The 17646-nt window shown below is 66.7% G+C and carries 16 protein-coding genes; 14 read left to right on the forward strand and 2 right to left on the reverse strand.

What is annotated here, in order from left to right; all coding sequences use genetic code 11:
* The first annotated feature begins 580 nt into the window (after positions 1–580).
* The 14 genes from gspC to G333_RS0101825 all read left to right on the forward strand — a co-directional run bounded on the left by gspC (position 581) and on the right by G333_RS0101825 (position 15468).
* On the forward strand, positions 581–1444 hold the full coding sequence (gspC, locus tag G333_RS0101760) for a type II secretion system protein GspC (RefSeq protein ID WP_019627493.1): 864 nt from the start codon (positions 581–583) through the stop codon (positions 1442–1444).
* Complete coding sequence (gspD, locus tag G333_RS0101765) at positions 1441–3360, forward strand: type II secretion system secretin GspD (RefSeq protein WP_019627494.1); 1920 nt, start codon at positions 1441–1443, stop codon at positions 3358–3360. Before gspC ends, gspD begins: the two co-directional genes overlap by 4 nt.
* Complete coding sequence (gene gspE / locus G333_RS0101770) at positions 3361–4917, forward strand: type II secretion system ATPase GspE (RefSeq protein ID WP_026340856.1); 1557 nt, start codon at positions 3361–3363, stop codon at positions 4915–4917. It begins immediately after the preceding gene.
* Between the two features lie 4 nt (positions 4918–4921).
* Positions 4922–6151 carry a type II secretion system inner membrane protein GspF gene (gene gspF, locus G333_RS0101775; protein ID WP_019627496.1) on the forward strand — a complete coding sequence of 410 codons (1230 nt, stop codon included), beginning with the start codon at positions 4922–4924 and terminating at the stop codon, positions 6149–6151.
* A gap of 2 nt (positions 6152–6153) precedes the next feature.
* Positions 6154–6624 (forward strand): type II secretion system major pseudopilin GspG, encoded by a 471-nt coding sequence (gene gspG / locus G333_RS0101780; protein ID WP_019627497.1) that lies wholly within the window; start codon positions 6154–6156, stop codon positions 6622–6624.
* A gap of 8 nt (positions 6625–6632) precedes the next feature.
* Positions 6633–7205, forward strand: a complete 573-nt coding sequence (locus G333_RS0101785; protein WP_019627498.1) for a Tfp pilus assembly protein FimT/FimU — start codon at positions 6633–6635, stop codon at positions 7203–7205.
* A gap of 2 nt (positions 7206–7207) precedes the next feature.
* Positions 7208–7600, forward strand: coding sequence for a type II secretion system minor pseudopilin GspI (gene gspI, locus G333_RS0101790; RefSeq protein WP_019627499.1), 393 nt, complete (start codon positions 7208–7210; stop codon positions 7598–7600).
* Positions 7587–8273: a type II secretion system minor pseudopilin GspJ gene (gspJ, locus tag G333_RS0101795; RefSeq protein ID WP_026340857.1), complete on the forward strand. Its 687-nt coding sequence runs from the start codon at positions 7587–7589 to the stop codon at positions 8271–8273. Before gspI ends, gspJ begins: the two co-directional genes overlap by 14 nt.
* On the forward strand, positions 8270–9070 hold the full coding sequence (locus G333_RS0101800) for a general secretion pathway protein GspK (protein ID WP_019627501.1): 801 nt from the start codon (positions 8270–8272) through the stop codon (positions 9068–9070). The genes gspJ and G333_RS0101800 overlap by 4 nt, the downstream gene beginning before the upstream one ends.
* A gap of 48 nt (positions 9071–9118) precedes the next feature.
* Complete coding sequence (gspL, locus tag G333_RS0101805; RefSeq protein WP_019627502.1) at positions 9119–10417, forward strand: type II secretion system protein GspL; 1299 nt, start codon at positions 9119–9121, stop codon at positions 10415–10417.
* Positions 10414–10908, forward strand: a complete 495-nt coding sequence (gene gspM / locus G333_RS0101810; RefSeq protein ID WP_019627503.1) for a type II secretion system protein GspM — start codon at positions 10414–10416, stop codon at positions 10906–10908. The genes gspL and gspM overlap by 4 nt, the downstream gene beginning before the upstream one ends.
* Position 10909: 1 nt before the next feature.
* A complete protein-coding gene (gspN, locus tag G333_RS0101815; protein ID WP_019568078.1) occupies positions 10910–11728 on the forward strand; it encodes a type II secretion system protein N in 819 nt (272 codons plus the stop codon).
* Positions 11725–12420 (forward strand): outer membrane protein assembly factor BamD, encoded by a 696-nt coding sequence (locus tag G333_RS0101820; RefSeq protein WP_019627504.1) that lies wholly within the window; start codon positions 11725–11727, stop codon positions 12418–12420. Before gspN ends, G333_RS0101820 begins: the two co-directional genes overlap by 4 nt.
* 705 nt (positions 12421–13125) lie before the next feature.
* Positions 13126–15468: a S8 family serine peptidase gene (locus G333_RS0101825; protein WP_019627505.1), complete on the forward strand. Its 2343-nt coding sequence runs from the start codon at positions 13126–13128 to the stop codon at positions 15466–15468.
* Positions 15469–15640: 172 nt separating this feature from the next.
* On the opposite strand, the gene G333_RS0101830 is transcribed toward G333_RS0101825, so the two are convergent.
* The gene (locus G333_RS0101830) at positions 15641–16627 is read right to left on the reverse strand and encodes a DUF4382 domain-containing protein (protein WP_019627506.1); all 987 of its coding nucleotides are present in this window, start codon (positions 16625–16627) and stop codon (positions 15641–15643) included.
* Positions 16628–16876: 249 nt separating this feature from the next.
* On the reverse strand, positions 16877–17596 hold the full coding sequence (locus G333_RS0101835) for a 2OG-Fe(II) oxygenase (RefSeq protein ID WP_019627507.1): 720 nt from the start codon (positions 17594–17596) through the stop codon (positions 16877–16879).
* Between the last annotated feature and the right edge of the window lie 50 nt (positions 17597–17646).

Raw genomic sequence — 17646 nt, forward strand, 5'->3', positions numbered from 1 at the left:
GCGGCATTCGCCCGAAAGCCATTTTCGGTGCGGGGACGGCGCTCGTTGCGGAAGCCGACGATATCGGCGGTGATGTCCGTCAACCAGGCCGCGTTCGGACACGATGGATGGAGCCTCCGGTCCAGGTGGCTCCATCCACCGGCCGGCGCGGCCTCATCCCATGGTCGTCACGACGAACGCCCGCTTCCAGACCGGGCGCAGCCCCTGTTCCCGAATCCGATGGCAGCCCCGGCAGCGGCCGGCATCCAAACGTGGACTTCACCAGGAGAAATCGACTTGGGAGCCGCAAGACACGACACCTTCGCGCCTCCGGGGCGTTCGCCTCCGCGCACGGGCACGGGGCGTCTCGGGAAAACCGGAAGCCGCATGGCCCGGGACTCGACCCCACTTGGCGAAAGCGGCATGCTGAACCATGCAGGATCGGGGAATCAGGGGCATCCACGCGAACGGGTACATTAAACCGTGTTCCCGCCAGGCCCTATTTCAAGACGCGATCCGACTCGACCTAGCGAGAACCGCCGGGGCCAGCCAACCGAATAAACCGCGAACGCCGTTGACGATGCCACCTTCGCCCCGACTTGTGCGATTACTCCCGCTCTGGATCCTCAGTGCCGGGCTGCTGGCGGTCACGGCATGGCTGATCGCGGGTCTCGTCTGGTCGATCGCCGTTCCGGGGTACACCTACCCGCCGGGCACCACGGCCCACGCAGAACGGGCAACCGCCAGTCGCCCCAGCACGTCTCCCGCAGCCGATGCCACACCTCGGTCCGGCTTTACCCGAAGCGCCGAGTTCTCCCCCTTCGGCACCCCCCGGGAAACCGCGCCACAGGCCGTCGAGAACGCGCCGGAGACCCGCCTGAGTCTGGAGCTCCTCGGCGTTCTGGCGACCGGCCAGGGCAACGGTAGCGCGATCATTTCCGCAGGGAGGGCCAATGTCGAGCTCTACCACGTGGGCGACACCATCGGGAACCAGCTGGCGACGCTGCACCAGGTACACGCGGACCGGGTCATCCTGGAGCGCGAAGGTCGACTGGAGACGCTGCGGCTCCCGCGGGGCGACGAACTGCGAGTCGATGGCAGCCGCTCCGATACCGATCAGCGGTCGTCACAAACCGCTGCCTCCCCCGCGCCGATCACGGCCAACATCAGCCGATCCCGCTGGCTCGAGGACCCGCAGCGCGCCATGAATTCGCTGCGCGCCCAGCCCGTACTGCGGGATGGTGCCCTGCTGGGGATTCGAGTCACCCCGACGCGCAACGAACGTGAATTCGAGCGCGCCGGTCTTCAGGAAGGCGACATCATCACCTCGGTGCAGGGCCAGCAGATTCGCGACATCGAAGACCCCGAGCAAATCCTCGCTGGACTCGGCAACACCGACCGGGTGAACATCACTATAGAACGTGACGGGCAGACCCTGCCGCTGACCATCGAGTTAACCGAATGAGCCTCCGACTCCGCCTTTTTGCCCTCGCACTGTCCCTGTTCTGCGCAGCGGGGTCCGTCGCGGCGGATGAGCTGACACTCAATCTTCGCGACACCAGCATCAGCAACCTGATCGATCTTGTGTCCGAGGAAACCGGGACCAATTTCATCGTGGACCCACGGGTGCGCGGCAACATCACGGTCATTTCCAGCCGCCCCGTGCCCCGGGACGAGCTGATGGATCTGTTCCACGACATCCTCAAGATCCACGGATTCGCGGCCATTCCGGGCGAATCGTCCACGCGCATCGTGCCCGACGCGCAGGCCAAGCAGGATACGCCCACAATCCTCGACATCGAGGCAGAACCGGACGCCGCCGTGCGGGGCGGGAGCATCGTCACCCACGTGATCGCGTTGCGACACGTTTCTGCCGCCCAACTCGTTCCCGTCCTTCGCCCGCTGATCCCGCAGGGGGGGCACCTTGCGGCGGCCACCGAGCCCAATACGCTGCTGATCTCGGATACGCGCAGCAACGTGCATCGCATCCGCGCCCTAGTCGAACGCATGGACCGGCCATTCGCGGACGATTTCGAAGTCATCGAGCTCCGGCACGCCCGCGCCGGGGAACTCGCCGAGCAACTGCAGATCCTGGCCCGGGAGGGCACGGGAGAGCTCGCCACACCCCAGGTCCTGGCGGATCGTCGCAGCAACGCCATCATCCTCTCCGGGCGCGAGGAGTCTCGCTTGCGCCTGCGCGGGCTCATTGCCCAGCTCGACCGAGAGATGGAAGAAGGGAACGCGCGCGTGCACTACCTGAAGTATGCGCGGGCCGAGGAGGTTGCCGAACTGCTGCGCAACATCGCCGAGAAAAGCCCGGATATCGACCCCGATGCACGGGGCGGAAGCGGGATCCATATCGAGGCCCACGAGTCCACAAACGCCGTGGTGACCTACGGCCCCTCCGACTTCATCCGCGACTTCGACATCATCGTGGATCAGCTCGATATCCGCCGGGCGCAGGTCCTGGTCGAAGCCGTCATCGCGGAGGTCTCGTCGGATCGCGTGCGGGATCTCGGTGTGCAGTGGGGCGCGATCGGAAACAGCGGTGCCGGAGTCCTCAACTTTTCCGGCCCCGGTTCACGCGGGATCCTCGAACTCGCGGCGGGCGTGGAAGGATTCCTGGACGGGAGCGTGTCCTCTCCCCCGGACATCGGGGACGGCCTGACCGTCGGGGGCGTGGGGTCCACCGGAAGCACGCGGATCGCGGCACTGGTCAACATGCTGCAACGCGACACCTCCAGCAACATCCTGTCCACCCCCAGTCTTCTGACGCTGGACAACGAGGAAGCCGAGATCGTGGTGGGCCAGAACGTACCGTTCATCGTCGGGCGCTCGATCGAGGATTCGGGCCAGGCCTTCGACACGATCCGTCGCGAGGATGTCGGGGTGAAGCTTCGCGTGCGGCCTCAGATCAACCAGGGCAATGCCGTACGCCTGGAGATCGAACAAGAGGTGTCGCAGCTGGCGCCGGGTACTTCCGACGCCGCCGACCTCATCACCAACACCCGCACACTGAAGACCCACGTCCTGATCGATGACGGCGACATGCTGGTGCTCGGCGGGCTGATTGAAGAACAGCAAACGGACAGCGAGGCGCGCGTCCCGGGGCTGGGGAGCATCCCCGGAGTCGGACGACTGTTCCGGGCGGATCGCAACCAGACCGAGAAGCGGAATCTGATGGTGTTCCTGCATCCACGCATCGTCCGCGACAGCGCCCGCGGCGCCGAACTGACCAGCGAGAAGTACAGCTTCATTCGCGGCGAGCAACTGCGCGAGCAGGCGCGCACCCAGCAGCGCGCCAGCCCGGTCCTGCCGGAATGGGAGCGCCTGACCCAACTCCCGCCCAGCTTCGAAGATGTCCATGGCCGTCGCGACTGAATGGCCGAGGGACCCCAGGCCATGAGTGCGGGGGCGATTCGGGAACACGCGCCAGACGTCCCGAACGCGTCCGGGACGCCAGTGGGCGGCACGTTCGCAGTGAGCTACACCTTCGCCCGTCGGGTCGGCGCCGTGCCCGGCAATCTGGTCGCGGGCAAGCGCCAGATTTTCCTGCGCCACGACGCTGATCCGCAAGGACTCCTGGAACTGCGCCGGCGCAGCCCCGAGCCGCTGAACCTGGAAACCGTCGATGACAAGACCTTCGAGCAGCGGCTGCGCGAGCGCTACGAATCCTCCAGCTCGCGGGCCATGCAATCGATGGAGGAGCTGGATGGCAACCTCGACCTGTCGAGCGTGGCGGAATCCCTCGCCGAGCCGCAGGACCTCCTGGAGGCCGAAGACGATGCCCCGATTATCCGGCTCATCAATGCGCTGCTGACGGAGGCAGTACGGGAAAACGCATCGGACATTCACATCGAGCCCTTCGAGAGCCGCCTGGCCGTCCGGCTGCGCGTGGATGGCGTCCTGCGCGAGATTCTGACCCCGCCCGCGGGGCTTGCATCGCTTATCGTCTCGCGCATCAAGGTGATGGCGCGGCTGGACATCGCGGAGAAGCGACTGCCGCAGGATGGACGCATCTCCCTCAGGGTTGCCGGACGCGCGGTGGACGTGCGCGTCTCCACCCTGCCCTCGGGCCACGGAGAACGCGTGGTGATGCGACTGCTGGACAAGCAGGCCGGTCGCCTCGACCTCACCCACCTGGGCATGGATCCGGATACCCGTGACACCCTGGAACGGATTGTCACGCGGCCGCACGGTATCGTGCTGGTCACCGGCCCGACCGGGTCGGGCAAGACGACGACGCTGTACGCGGCGCTGACTCGGCTCAATGACCGCAGCCGCAATATCCTGACCGTCGAGGACCCGATCGAGTACTACCTCGACGGGATCGGACAGACCCAGATCAACAGCCGTATCGACATGACCTTTGCCCGCGGGCTGCGGGCCATCCTGCGTCAGGACCCGGATGTGGTGATGGTCGGCGAGATCCGCGATGTCGACACCGTCCAGATCGCGGTGCAGGCGAGCCTGACCGGGCATCTGGTGTTTTCCACCCTGCACACCAACTCAGCGATCGGGGCCATCACGCGCCTGCGCGATATGGGCGTGGAGCCCTTCCTGCTCTCCTCGACCCTGAACGGGATTCTCGCCCAGCGGCTGGTACGGGTCCTGTGCAAGGATTGCCGCGAACCGCACCCGGCATCGTCACGGGAATGCGAACTGCTGGGCGTCGCTTCAACGGAACCTCCCACCCTCTACCGTGCGCACGGCTGCCCGAACTGCAACGACCTCGGCTATCGGGGCCGGACCGGCATCTATGAGCTGGTGGAGGTGAACGAACGCCTGCGCACACTGATTCATGACAACGCCAGTGAACAGGCCATGGTGCGGGCCGCGCGCGAGAACAGCGTGAGTCTCCGCGCCGATGCCTGCCGGCGGGTTCTCGACGGCACGACCAGCCTCGAGGAAATGCTGCGCGTCACCGAGGCGGGTTAGGGCCATGCCGGCCTTCGAATACCAGGCGCTGGACGCAGCCGGCCGGACCCACAAGGGCGTGACCGAGGGGGATACCGCCCGCAGCGTCCGGTCCCAGCTGCGCAGCGAAGGCCTGACCCCACTGGATCTGCTCGAAATCGGCGAGTCCTCGGCCGCCACCCGGGGTACCCGAACCCCCTCGGGACGCGGCGGGGCCGGCAGCATCGGTGCCCTCGACCTCGCGCTTGCAACACGCCAGATGGCCACGCTTGCGCGCGCCGGCCTGCCGGTGGAGGAATGGCTGGCGACCGTCGCACGCCAGTCCGAAAAGCAGAAGGTGCGCAACATCCTCAGTGCCGTGCGCACCCGGGTCATGGAGGGGCACTCGCTGGCCCAGGCGCTGGGCGCATTTCCGCGCGCGTTCCCCGAGATCTACCGCAGCACCGTCTCGGCCGGCGAGGCCTCCGGGCATCTGCACCTGGTACTGGAGCGCCTGGCCGAATACCTCGAGAATCGCCACGCGTTGCGGCAAAAGGTCATGCTCGCCCTGATCTATCCGGTCATCCTGACCCTGGTGGCCCTGGGCGTGACCGTGGGCCTGGTCGTCTATGTCGTGCCCGAAGTGGTCCAGGTCTTCGAGGGCCTGGACCAGCAGCTGCCGACACTGACCCGCATGCTGATCAGCACCAGTGATTTGTTGCGAACCTATGGCCTGTACGCGCTGATCGCCCTGGGCGTGCTCGTGGCACTGCTCGCCCACTGGCTGCGCAAACCCGGGCCGCGCATGCGCTTCGACCGGCTGGTCCTGCGCCTCCCGCTCGTGGGGCGCCTGGTCCGGGGGCTCAACACGGCCCGGTTTGCACGCACCCTCAGCATCCTGTCCGCCAGCGGGGTGTCGCTCCTGGATGCGCTGCGCACCGGCGCCGAGGTCATCGACAGTCGGCCCATGCGCGCCGCGGTGGAGGATGCCTCGCTGCGAATCCGCGAGGGCCGCAGCATCGGTCAGGCCCTGGAAGAGACGGGATACTTCCCGCCGATCACCGTACACTTGATCCGTAGCGGCGAGTCCAGCGGACGGCTCACCGAGATGCTGGAACGGGCCGCCGAGACCCAGGAACAGGAGGTCGAATCCCGCATCAGTATCAGCATGGGGCTGTTCGAGCCCTTGCTGATCCTGACCATGGGCGGCATCGTCCTGACCATCGTCCTCGCCATCCTGCTCCCGATCTTCGAACTCAACCAGCTGGTGAATTGAACATGCAAGAACCCCGCTCTGCCTGCCTTGCGCGTACCGGATTCCGCGGTGCCCGAGGTTTCACCCTGATCGAGATCATGGTGGTGGTGGTCATCCTCGGCATCCTTGCGGCCATCGTGGTCCCTCGCGTGATGGATCGCCCGGACGACGCCCGGATCACCAAGGTCAAGCAGGATATCCGCACCCTGGAAAGCGCCCTGAATCTCTACCGTCTGGATAATTTCCGGTACCCGACCACCGACCAGGGACTGGATGCCCTGGTGGAACGCCCGCGCAGCGGGCCGGAAGCCCCCCAGTACCGCCAGGGCGGCTACATGGACCGTCTGCCGAGCGACCCCTGGGGCAACCCGTATCAGTACCTGAACCCCGGGCGACATGGCGACTTTGACGTCTTCAGCTATGGCGCCAACGGACGCCGCGGTGGCGAGGGCATCGAGGGCGAGATCGGCAACTGGAACATGGACGAGTTCTGAGGACGCCAATGGCGACCCGCCGCGCATGCCCCTCCGGCTTCACCCTGCTCGAACTGCTGGTCGTGATGTTCATCATCGGCGTGGTGGCCAGCATCGGCGTGCTGTCCATGAGCCAGCTGGGCAGCCGGAGCCTCGAACAGACCGCCCGCCAGCTGGCGGGCCAGATCGAACTCGCCCGGGAACACACCCTGTTGACCGGCCAGGCGCTATCCATCGGCATTGGTACGGAGGGGCTGGTCATTCTGGAGCGCCAGTGGATCGACGATGCCCAGGTCACCTGGACACCGATCGAGCGGGGGCCGCTGGGTCCGCGGGACTTTCGGCAACACGGGCTGCAACCACGGCTTTATGTGGACGGGCGGCGCAGCAGCCTCCGCGAAGGGCCGGAGCATAACCGCATCGCCATCAGCAATAGCGGCGACATCGAACCCTTTGAATTGGTGCTGGAACACCCCGACGGGCAAAGCGGTCTCGTGCTTCGGATCGAACGGGGGCAACCCATCCAGGCCTTCGAACACCCGCCACCGGTACGCGGCGAGCCGCGCCACTTGCTGATGGCCCGTCCGGCACAGCCCAACTAGCCATGCTGGCACGCGGCGCACGGCGCGGATTCACGCTACTCGAGGTCCTGATTGCCCTGGTCGTGCTCGGCGTCGCCCTCGGGGCTCTCATCAAGGCCGGCAGCGAACACGCGCGCAATACCGCCTACCTGCAGGAACGCACGCTGGCCGGATGGGTGGCCAGCAACCTGCTCGCCGACTACGAGGCCGGGTTGCGGCGAGTCGATGTCGGTACCGAGCGCATTCAGTCCACCCTCGCGGACCGCGAATGGGAGGCCCGCATCGAGATCACCGATACGGTTATCGACGCCCCGCTGGAGCTGCCGGCGGTTCGCCGTATCGAGGTCCGGGTGTGGCCGCTCGATGGCGACCCCGACCATCCTCTCGTCCAGACGACCGGCTATGCATTGCCCTGACGTGCCGGCACATCGGTCATGTTCTGTCGGCGCCTCTCGCGGTTTTACCCTGCTGGAGCTGCTCGTAGCCGTGGCCGTGTTCGCGACCGTTGGCGTGCTCGCCATTGGTGGACTGCGTGCCGTGCTGATGGCGGACCATGCCACGCAAGCACAGAGCCAGCGCCTGGCGGAGCTGCAGGTCACGCTGGCCGTGCTGGAACGCGATCTGCGCCACAGCATCGAGCTGCACCCCCGCGACGGCTACGGCGATCGCCTCCCCGCCCTGCGTTACAGCCCGGTCACGGACCCGCGACAACTGGAACTGGTACGCGCGGGAAGCGGGGAACACGGCCGCCTGGCGCGGGTCGCCTGGAGAGTCAGTGACCGGGGGCTGGAACGGGTCACCTGGCCGGTGCTGGACGGCGCCCTGCCGGAATCCGAGCAGGTGCGCTTGTTTCTGGGCCGGGATGCACACGCCGGGCGAGCGTCCACGACGAACGGCCGGATGGCGCGGGACACGGGCGATGAACTGGAGATCCACTTCGACTTTGTCGATGGCGACACCCAGGAGGTCACGGACAGCTGGCCACCGCTGGATGGCGGCGACCGCCGACCGGCGCAGGTGATCGTCCGCCTGGTCGTGCCGGGACTCGGACCCGTCGAGCGCCGCATTGCCCTGCCGGGGGCCCAGTGAAGGGGAGAACTTCAGGTGCCGCGCTGATCACCGCCCTGCTGGTGGTTGCGATCGCCAGCGTAACGGCAGTCACCATGACCATGCGCGACAGTCAGCAGGTGTTCCGCGCGGCCACCATCCAGGACCAGGATCGGGCGCGGCACCTGACCCAGGGGGCCGAAACCGTCGCCCTGCACATGCTGGAGAGGCTGCCCAGTTACGAAGATCTTCCGTGGGAGGGCTGCACCTCACCCGCATTGCCGCTAGAGCTCGAGGGTGTCGGCGTGCGCGCTCGCCTGGAGAATCTTCACTGCCGCTTCAACCTCAACAGCCTCGGGCGCGCCGATGACCCGCCCCTTGAGGCCTTCGCCGGCCTGATCGAACAGGCCCTCGCGGCAACCGAGGGTCAATCGGGTAACGCCCAGCGCCTGGCGGTCGCCGTACACGACTGGATGAACCCGGAAACGGACGACCCGGTATACCGCGGCCTGGAACCGCCCCGGCTCAGCGGCAACCGTCCGATGCGCCTCGCGTCGGAATTGCTTCAGGTACACGGTTTCGATCCGGAGCTCTGGCAGGCACTGGCGCCCTGGGTTGTGGCCCGGCCGGGCACGGACAACGCCATCGACATGGAGCGCGCCCCGGACCCCGTCCAAACCGCAGCGCTGGGTCAGGCGACCGAACAGAGCCGCGACATTCGCTATTTCCGTCTGCAACTGGTTGTCCGCATCGCCGGACGGGATTATTTTCACTGCGCGATCCTCGATGGCCCCAACGGGCGTACCATTATTCGCGAACACGCCCCCTGCGAACCCTGAACAAGAAAGCCGGATGCCTGCAGACGCCTTTCACTCACCGGACCCCGCATGAACTGGTTCCTCTTCCAGCTGCCAGAACCCGAGATGCTCGGCGCGGATACGCCGCTTCGGCTGCGCTGGCTGCGGCTGCGCAGGAACGGCGCGCTCGCGGATCAAGGCGAGGCGGCACCGGACGAGCTGCGCGCCCTGCTCGCCGCGGACGACCATGCGGTTGCGCTGCTCCCCGGGGAACGCGCGCCTCTCCATCGGGTGTTCGTGCCCGGGAAGTCGGGCCGCGTGCGTCGCCGCGCGCTTCCGTTCGCCCTGGAGGACCGTCTCAGCGAGGACCTGGAACAGCTCCGGATCGTTGCCGGCCCTCGCCACGGCACCGACACCCTGGCCGGCGTGGTCGCGCATCGGGACCTGGACCGCTGGCAAGACTGGCTTCGCGAGCACGGCATCCGCGTATCGCACATGATCCCGGATATTGCGCTGCTGCGAAGCCTGGACCCGGGCGATCAGGTCTTCCTGTTGTCGGGAACACAACGCAGCATCGTGCTTTCGCCCGAGGCCGAACCCCTCGCGATGCCCCGCGAGGTTGCCAGCTGGTGGTTGCAACAATGCTCCGCCGCCACCACGGCCTCCGATGACACCAGCGCCGACGAAACGCAGTCTCCCCAGGCTGCGGTTCATGTGGTGGATCCGGCCGCCGAACCCGACCCACGCGCACCCCTCCAGCCCCCACCCGAATGGTCCGGCGACGTCCTCGAGCTCCTGCTGGCCGGGGTGCAATCGGGGAGCCTGCCGCCACCCGAGCTGCAGCGCGCCGTACGGGCTGCACTGGCCTTCGACTTCGCATCCTCCGCCGAAAGCCCGACCTCGCTCGGCGCCCTTCCCGCACCATGGCGCGCACCGGCGGCACTGGCGCTCGTGCTGGTGGCAGTCTGGCTTGGGTCCGTGTGGCTGGAGGCCTGGCAGCTCGAGCGAGAATACCGGGCGACCGAACGGGACATCGCGGCCCTGTTCGAGGAAACCCTGCCGCAGGCCCGCATGGTCGACCCCGTGGGCCAGTTCGAGAGCCTGCTAGGGCAGGCCGCGCCAGGCGCGTCGACCCCGACCGTACACAACCCCCTCGGCGAAGCCCTTGCCAGCATCATGGAGGGCCTCGCCCCGCGCGACCTCACCCTGCAGCGTCTGCGGGGCGACCCGGATCGCCTTGAACTCGAACTGGAGGGCAGCGGAATCGCGGAGCTGGAACAGTTGCGCGAGGCGCTGCGCGAAGCCATGTCCGCGCGTGTGCGGATCGTCTCGGCCGAAACCGGCGAGCAGGGTGTCCGGGCACGCATGACCATCGAGAAGGAACCATGAAGGCCTACTGGGACGCCCTGCAGACGCGCGAACAACGGATCCTGCTGGCAGGCGGCTTGGTCCTGCTGATCGCGGTGGCGTTCCTGGGCGTCGTCGAGCCCCTGCTGGAAAGCCGGGAACAGTCGCGCGACCGACTCGCCGAGGCGCGCGCGGAACTGGCCTGGATGCAAGCCAATGCCCCCGAGGTCACGGCTGCCCACAGCCGCGAACCGACACAGGACAATCGACGTCCGCGCCTTGAAGGCCGCTCGCTGATCGCCCACGTGGATGCCTCCGCGCGGGCCTTCGGCCTGGGCGAGCACTTGGCGCGCGCCCGCCCTGGCGAGACCGGCGTCACCCTGCACCTCGAAGGGGCGCCCTACAGCGACCTGATGCGCTGGCTCGGCGAACTGGAACAAGAAGACGGCGTCGTGCCCGGACGCATCTTGCTGGAACGCGTCGTCGAACCGGGGCGCATCAATGCCGAACTCTTTCTGACCCGCGAGTCGTAGCGTGACCGTCACCCCCGACAACCGCGTCGATGAACGGCTGCGGGATCGCCCTGCATGGTTCTCGCTGGGGGCATTTTTTGTTCTCGCCCTGGTGCTTGCGCTGGTCGTGCGCGCGCCCGCCTCCGTCGCGCTGGCGGGTGCCGAGCGGTGGGCCGGCTTGCCGGACACGATCACCTGGGAACGGGTGCACGGATCGCTCTGGCAGGGTAGCGTCGAGGGGGTTCAATCACCGGTGGGGCCGATGGGCCGACTGCACTGGAATGTACGACCCGGCGAGCTTCTGCGCGGGGGGCTGGGCGCCGACATCCACTGGGCCCCGCCCGGCGGCGGCGATCTCCGTGGGGGCCTGCGGCTCGGCCTCGACAGCGTGCAGCTCTCCGGGCTCGAAGGGACCCTGCCCGCGGCCGCCCTGCATCAGTGGGAGACGGGCATCCCCCTCGTTCTGGACGGCCGGTTGCAGACCAGCGGCCTGCACCTCCGGGTCCATCGGGACGGAACGGTGGAACACGCCTCGGGGCGGGTCAACTGGCAGGAAGCGGCCGCGGGCCTCCCCCGCCCCTTGCCCCTGGGCGAGCAACGCGCGACCCTGCGCGAAGAGGACCAGCGCCTGGGGATCGATCTGGATGCCTCGCCAGATGCCGAACTGGGCATCACCGGCACGATTCGCCTGGACCTGCGCACGGATCCCCCGGGCATGGATGCACGGGTTTTGCTGGACCCGCGCGCCCACGCCGATGCCAGCATCCAGCGCCTACTCGAAAACAATCTCCGCCGTGACGACCAGGGACGGTATCTATGGACCGCAGGATCAGCCCCGTGACACCCGAACCAAACCCGATAACGCCCCGCCGGTTCCGGCTTGCGACCCCGACCGCCGCGCTGACCGCCAGCGCACTGTTCGGCCTGATGCTGGCGGGTTGTGCCACCACCCCGCCAAACGGGTCCGAGCCCCCGCCAGAGGATATCCGCTATGCCCTGGAACGCGGGGACTGCCGTGCGGCTTACAGTGCGCTGGATTCTGCCGACGCACCCGCCTCGGTTGACGTCCGCCTGTCGGTCGCCCGGGTATGCCTGCAGCGCGGGGAATTCGCGCGCACCCGCAACCTCACCGATACCATCCGCCAGGAGAACCCGGATCATCCGGATATCGACTACGCCGCGTATCTCGGTGCCCTGGCGCATCTGGGAACTTGGAACCGGGCCACGTCCGCGCCGCCGAAGCAACGCAGCGAACAGGGCCGCCAGGTCTTCCTCCAGCTGGCCGCCTTCCTCAACGACTACCCCATGTCGGAGTACGCGGAGTCCATTGCCCCACGCCTGGCCCGTATGCGCGAGAACCTGGCCAGCATCGAACTGGAGATCGCTGACCGATCCGCCGCGGCCGGGCACGCAGACGAGGCCCGCGCACGAATCGAGTACGTGCGCGACTACTATCCGGGTACCACCGCTGCGCAAACCGCCGCCGAGAGACTCGAGGCACGCCAAGCCGACAAAGACGATGCCGAGAACTAACCGGCCAAGCGACATACCCTGACATGCCGGCATGGTCCGTCGGGTCTACCAAACGTCGGTAACCGGCCCCGCCATCATGCAGAGTTTCCCCCTTCCTTCGTTGCGAGGGTCAAGAACGGGTCACCAACCTTCGCCATCGCTCCCGTTTGCAGAACCGGCATCGCCGGACGACCCGCCACAGTGTGGCGCCACGACAACTCCTACAGCCGCGAGGCCATGCCTCCCTTGCGGCCGTTCTCGCTTGCAGTCTTCACCCTTGAACCTGTGCGAATGAATCAGCCCCCCGAGGAAACAACCACGGATTCAATCCGTGGCCGCGCGTACAGACCGCATCCGGTCGGAAGGCCACTCTTGAAATACCGCATTGGGCAGGGGTTGACGGCCACATACCGTTCGAACCTGCGATTCTTGATCGATCTCAGCAAATTCCTTTTCGCGTCTGCGGTCCGCGGGGAATGAGGGACCGATTGCGGGTCGAAATCGCCGATGTCCCCGAATATTCTGGTCATCTGGAGGAGCTTTGGAGTGAAGCGGTCATTGCGCCCATCAAATGGCGACTTGCTTCGCCATGAACCAGCGCGATCGATGCGGCAGGTCTTCGCATGGATTGCACTGGCGTTGTCTTCGGCGCTTCTGGCGGTCGGGTGTGGGGGTGGGGGCGGCGGATCATCCAGTAGGGGTTTCGTCGTTTCCGGGAGCATCGAGGTGCAGGCCTTGCATCATGTCGATTCCGATACGAACGACCCGGAAAGCCGGATCTCCAGCAACAACGGCCTCGCCAGTGCGCAGGCGGTACGCATGCCCGCCATCATCGGCGGATTTGTGGCCAGCCCCCTGACCGACAGCCGCTTCGGCTCGGCCGGAGACCCGGATGACATATTCGTGGCCGAGTTCGAGGCCGGCGACCAGGCCTTGCTGGAGTTCCCGGATCCCGCACGGGCCGATCTCGACCTGTACCTGATTGATGAAGACGGGATGCTAGTGGATGCCTCCATCGGGATCGACGGTTTCGAACGCGTCGTCGCACCCGAGGCCGGGCTTTACTATGTCCGGGTATCGGCCTATTCGGGCCAGTCCGCGTACCACTTGCGACTCGACTCGTCGCAGATGCTGGACCCCGCGCATGCGGCAAGCCTGCGTGTGGCGGATGACTTTGTGCCGGGCGAGATCATCGTGCGCAGCGCGGACGAGATGCGCCCCTTCGCACAGAGAAAGACCCCGGCCGACATGGGCCTGAAGAGGGCCTCCGGGGCTCCGGGACGCGAGCAGCTCTGGCGCATCCCCGAGGGTCATGCGGAGGCAGTCATCAGTACGCTGGGCCTGCATACGCCCTCGATCTCGCCGGCAGTGGCCTGGCGCACCCCGGAACACGCCGCTCGCCATGACACCCTGCGCGTGATCAAGGCGCTGCGGGGGCAGCCGGATATCGTCTCGGCATCGCCCAACTACCGGATGACTCCCCTGCGGACGACGCCCAACGACCCACACTGGGGAGATCAATGGTTCCACGAAGCCATCAACCTGCCGGAAGCCTGGGACATCACCACCGGCCAGGAAGCAGACGAAGAGGTTGTCGTGGCCGTCATCGATACCGGCGTCTACCGCGAGCACGAAGACCTGGACGCGGACCGGCTGTTCCCGACAAAGCGGTTTGTCTGCGATCCGGCAGACAGCACCTGCGATGAAGAGCGTTCCTGGCATGGCACACACGTCACCGGAATCATCGGGGCGGCAACCGACAACAGTCTTGGCGTCGCCGGCGTCTCCTGGGGAGTGGACATCCTCCCCGTCTGGACCCTGAACGGCACCGGAACCCTGAACGACACGCTACAGGGGATACGCTACGCAGCCGGTCTGCCGAACGACTCCGGCACCGTCCCCGAAAAGACGGCCGACATCATCAACCTCAGCCTCGGGGGTGGTGGATACAGCGCGGAGGCCGATGAACTCTTGCAGGAGGTCCGCGAGCTCGGAATCCTGGTGGTCGCGTCCTCGGGCAACGATGGAACCAGCACGGTCGGTTACCCCGCAGCCTACGAATCGGTACTTGCAGCGGGCGCCACGGACCGCAACGCCGAACGCGCCTGGTACAGCAACTACGGCCCCCGTCTGGACCTGGTGGCGCCCGGGGGCGTCATGATTCACCCCGAAGACGGCATCCTGAGCACCTGGGTCAATGACACGGGCGAAACCCTTGCATCGGACTACGCATTCCTTCAGGGCACTTCAATGTCCACAGCGGTCGTTTCCGGCGTCCTTGCACTGGGCCGCGCGGTGAATCCGGAGCTCTCCCCGGGGTTGCTGCTGGAGCTGCTCGAATCGGGCGCGCTCACCAACGACCTGGGACCCACCGGTTGGGACCCGGAAACCGGATGGGGCGAGATCGACGCGTATCAGGCGGTCCAGGCGTTCGCGGAGCGGACCGACACGGGAGAGCTGGCGCCCCGGATCTCGGTCACCCCACAATTCCTGAACTTCGGCTTTACCGGAACGAGCCTGGATCTGCGGCTGCGCAACGGGGGCGATGGCAGCTTGCAGATTGAAGACATCGCCACGCCCGCGACATGGCTGACCGTGGAACCACACAACGTCACCGAAGACGGCCTGGGGCTTTATCGCTCATACGGACAGCGCGATGCACTGAGCCCGGGCGACTACGAGTCTCGCTTGCGCATCACTGCCGACAACGGCGACCAGCGCGACATTCCGGTCGGCATCCGGGTCGCCGAGCGCGACCCGCAACGCGATACCGTGGGACGGGTCTACGTACTACTGCTCGACCGCGATGATCGCGTCGTGGCGCAAACGGCCCTGGAACCCGAGTACGGGACCTACCGCTATCGCTTCGAAGGGGTGCCCGCCGGGGATTATCGCCTGGTCGCCGGCACCAACATCGCGGGCGATGGCCGGATTTGTGCCGGCGCCGAGGCCTGCGGAGCCTGGCCGCAATATGAAGCCCGCGAGACCTTCCGGGTGGATCGCGACCGTACCGGACTCGACTTCGGAATCGCCTGGCGGCCGTTCACAGACGGTGGTTTTGCCCTGTAGCCCCGTTGGCCAGCGCCTGGGGTGAACTGGATCACCGGGCCTCGCAACCGGGATACGGGGACTGATTCACCCCCACCAACAGAAGGGGCGCTGAGTGAAAACCCGGCGCCCCTGTGGCTTCCCCTACTGCAGGGCAGCGGCCCAAAGCCGCAACCCACTCGGACGATCGATACTAGCTATCCGGGAAATTCACTTCCGTCGTCTCACCCGCCTCGACTTCGGCGTTGGCCTGATCGACGAACTCGATGGGAGTGGCCTCCTCCGGATCGTCCTCGCCCGCCTCGAAGGTCAGGGCCACCGTGTAATCGCCCGCCTCCAGGAATCCTGCGGTGTAGCGGTACTCCCAGTCACCGGTCGCCTCGACATGGCGGTAGTGCACGTTGGCCGTGGTCACCGCATCGTCATCGTCGTCGCGGAGATCACGCGGCTCACGGTCAGGGCCCTCGAAGACATAAACCGCCGCGCCCGGGCAGGCGTACAGCCCCGGTTCGCGCTCTTCGCAGGTGAAATCCGCGGGGAGCAGCCCGGGATCCACTGTCCCCGTAATGGCGCCCGCTTCACGGTTATCCACCAAACGCAGCGAACGCCGCATGCGATGGTAGCCCTCAAAGCGAGTGTCTTCGCGGATCGCTTTGCGCAGATCAAAGTCCACGGTGAACGAGGCCTCTTCGTCCTCCGCAATGCTGAAGCCGCTGGATAGCTGCAAGCCCGCCTGCAACCCACCCGGGATGATCAGGTTCTCGCTGTAGCCATCCACGAACTCGATGAACGAGCTGGTCGCGAAATTGGAGAGCGGCGGCGCACTGACACCCTCTTCGCGCTCCAGATGAAAACGGATCCAGTCGTAATCGCCTGCCGGGACTTCTGCGTCCTCGAACAGGAATTCAGAGTCTTCGCCTTGCAACGCGAGCAAATCGATCTCGCGAACGGATTCGTCCTCACCCAGATCGATGCGAATGCGTTCGCCGTCGGAGGGCTGGAGCTCGATATAGGTGAAGCGGACCACGACCCGGCTGGCCGAATCGACAGGGGCATCCGTCACGGCAAGGCTCATCTGTCCGGTCCCGCCACCGCTGCTCCCGCCGCCGCCACAGGCGACGAGCCCCGCACTCGCAATCCCCAAACCCACCAAACGAGTCAAATTGCCAATCTTGTGCATCACGGTCTCCCTCTAGCCAGAAACGTCCTTTGCAAGCCTAGGCAGTTTGCCAGGCCCAATGACGCACAAAGCCGCATGGACCGCGGAAAGGCTGGAAAACCAGAAGCGCATCACACGAAACGAACCGCACGGAGCCGCTGTCGGGGCGAGTCCCGCGTCGCGAATGGGCGGGGTCGACTTGCGATTTCGGCGAGAACGCGGCAGGCGTCGGCCCGTCGCGCAGGTGCTCGCCTCAGGCAACCAGGACCGTCAGAAGCGGTCGAGGCTGGCGAGGGGGCCCGACAGATCGCGGATGCGCATCCAGGAGGCGATGCTGGCGCGCCAGCGGCGGGTAGGCAGGACGGCATGGGGTACGGTCTGACTGAGGAACATCACCAGCGTCCCCGCGCGTGGCTGGATGCGGCGGATCTCGCGCCCTTCGCTGTCGTAGATTGCGAGCTGGCCGCCGTCGCGTTCGCGCCAGTGACGGTTCAGGTAGAACACCAGCGACAGGCGGCGGCAGTTGCCGGCCTGGAAGGCGTCCACGTGCCGGGCGTAGTGCGTGCCAGGCGGATAGAGGGCGAAGTGGGACTCGGTCTCGAACAAACCCGGAATCAGCGCCCGGCTCGCCTGCAAACGAATCTCGTCGAGGCGCGCCATGAACGCCTGCTGCGCGGGACTCGCGCCATCCAGCCAGTGAATCCAGTCGCCGCGGGTCGCCCGGTCCCGATGGCGCTCGCCGGCGCGGCCGATCCGCGCCTGCGCCAGTTGCGCCGCATCACGCAGCGCATAGACCTCCTCTCGCAGGGCGTCGACGATCTCCGGCGGCTGGAAATCGGGCCAGACGAGCAGATGCTCGCGCGCCAGCGCATCCAGCCAGCCGTCGGGCGCGCAAAATTCGGAGGAGGAGTCGGCCACGACCGGCGCCAGGGTCGGCGCGGCGGTCTCGGCGGCTTCCAGCCATTCGGGGCCAAGGGCAGGCAGGTTCACGTACTCGGGTCTTCCATTCGGGCCGCGATCGCGGCGCGCAGGCGGGCGCC

Origin of the sequence: Thioalkalivibrio sp. AKL10 (assembly GCF_000381845.1) — a bacterium.
GTDB lineage: Bacteria > Pseudomonadota > Gammaproteobacteria > Ectothiorhodospirales > Ectothiorhodospiraceae > Thioalkalivibrio > Thioalkalivibrio versutus.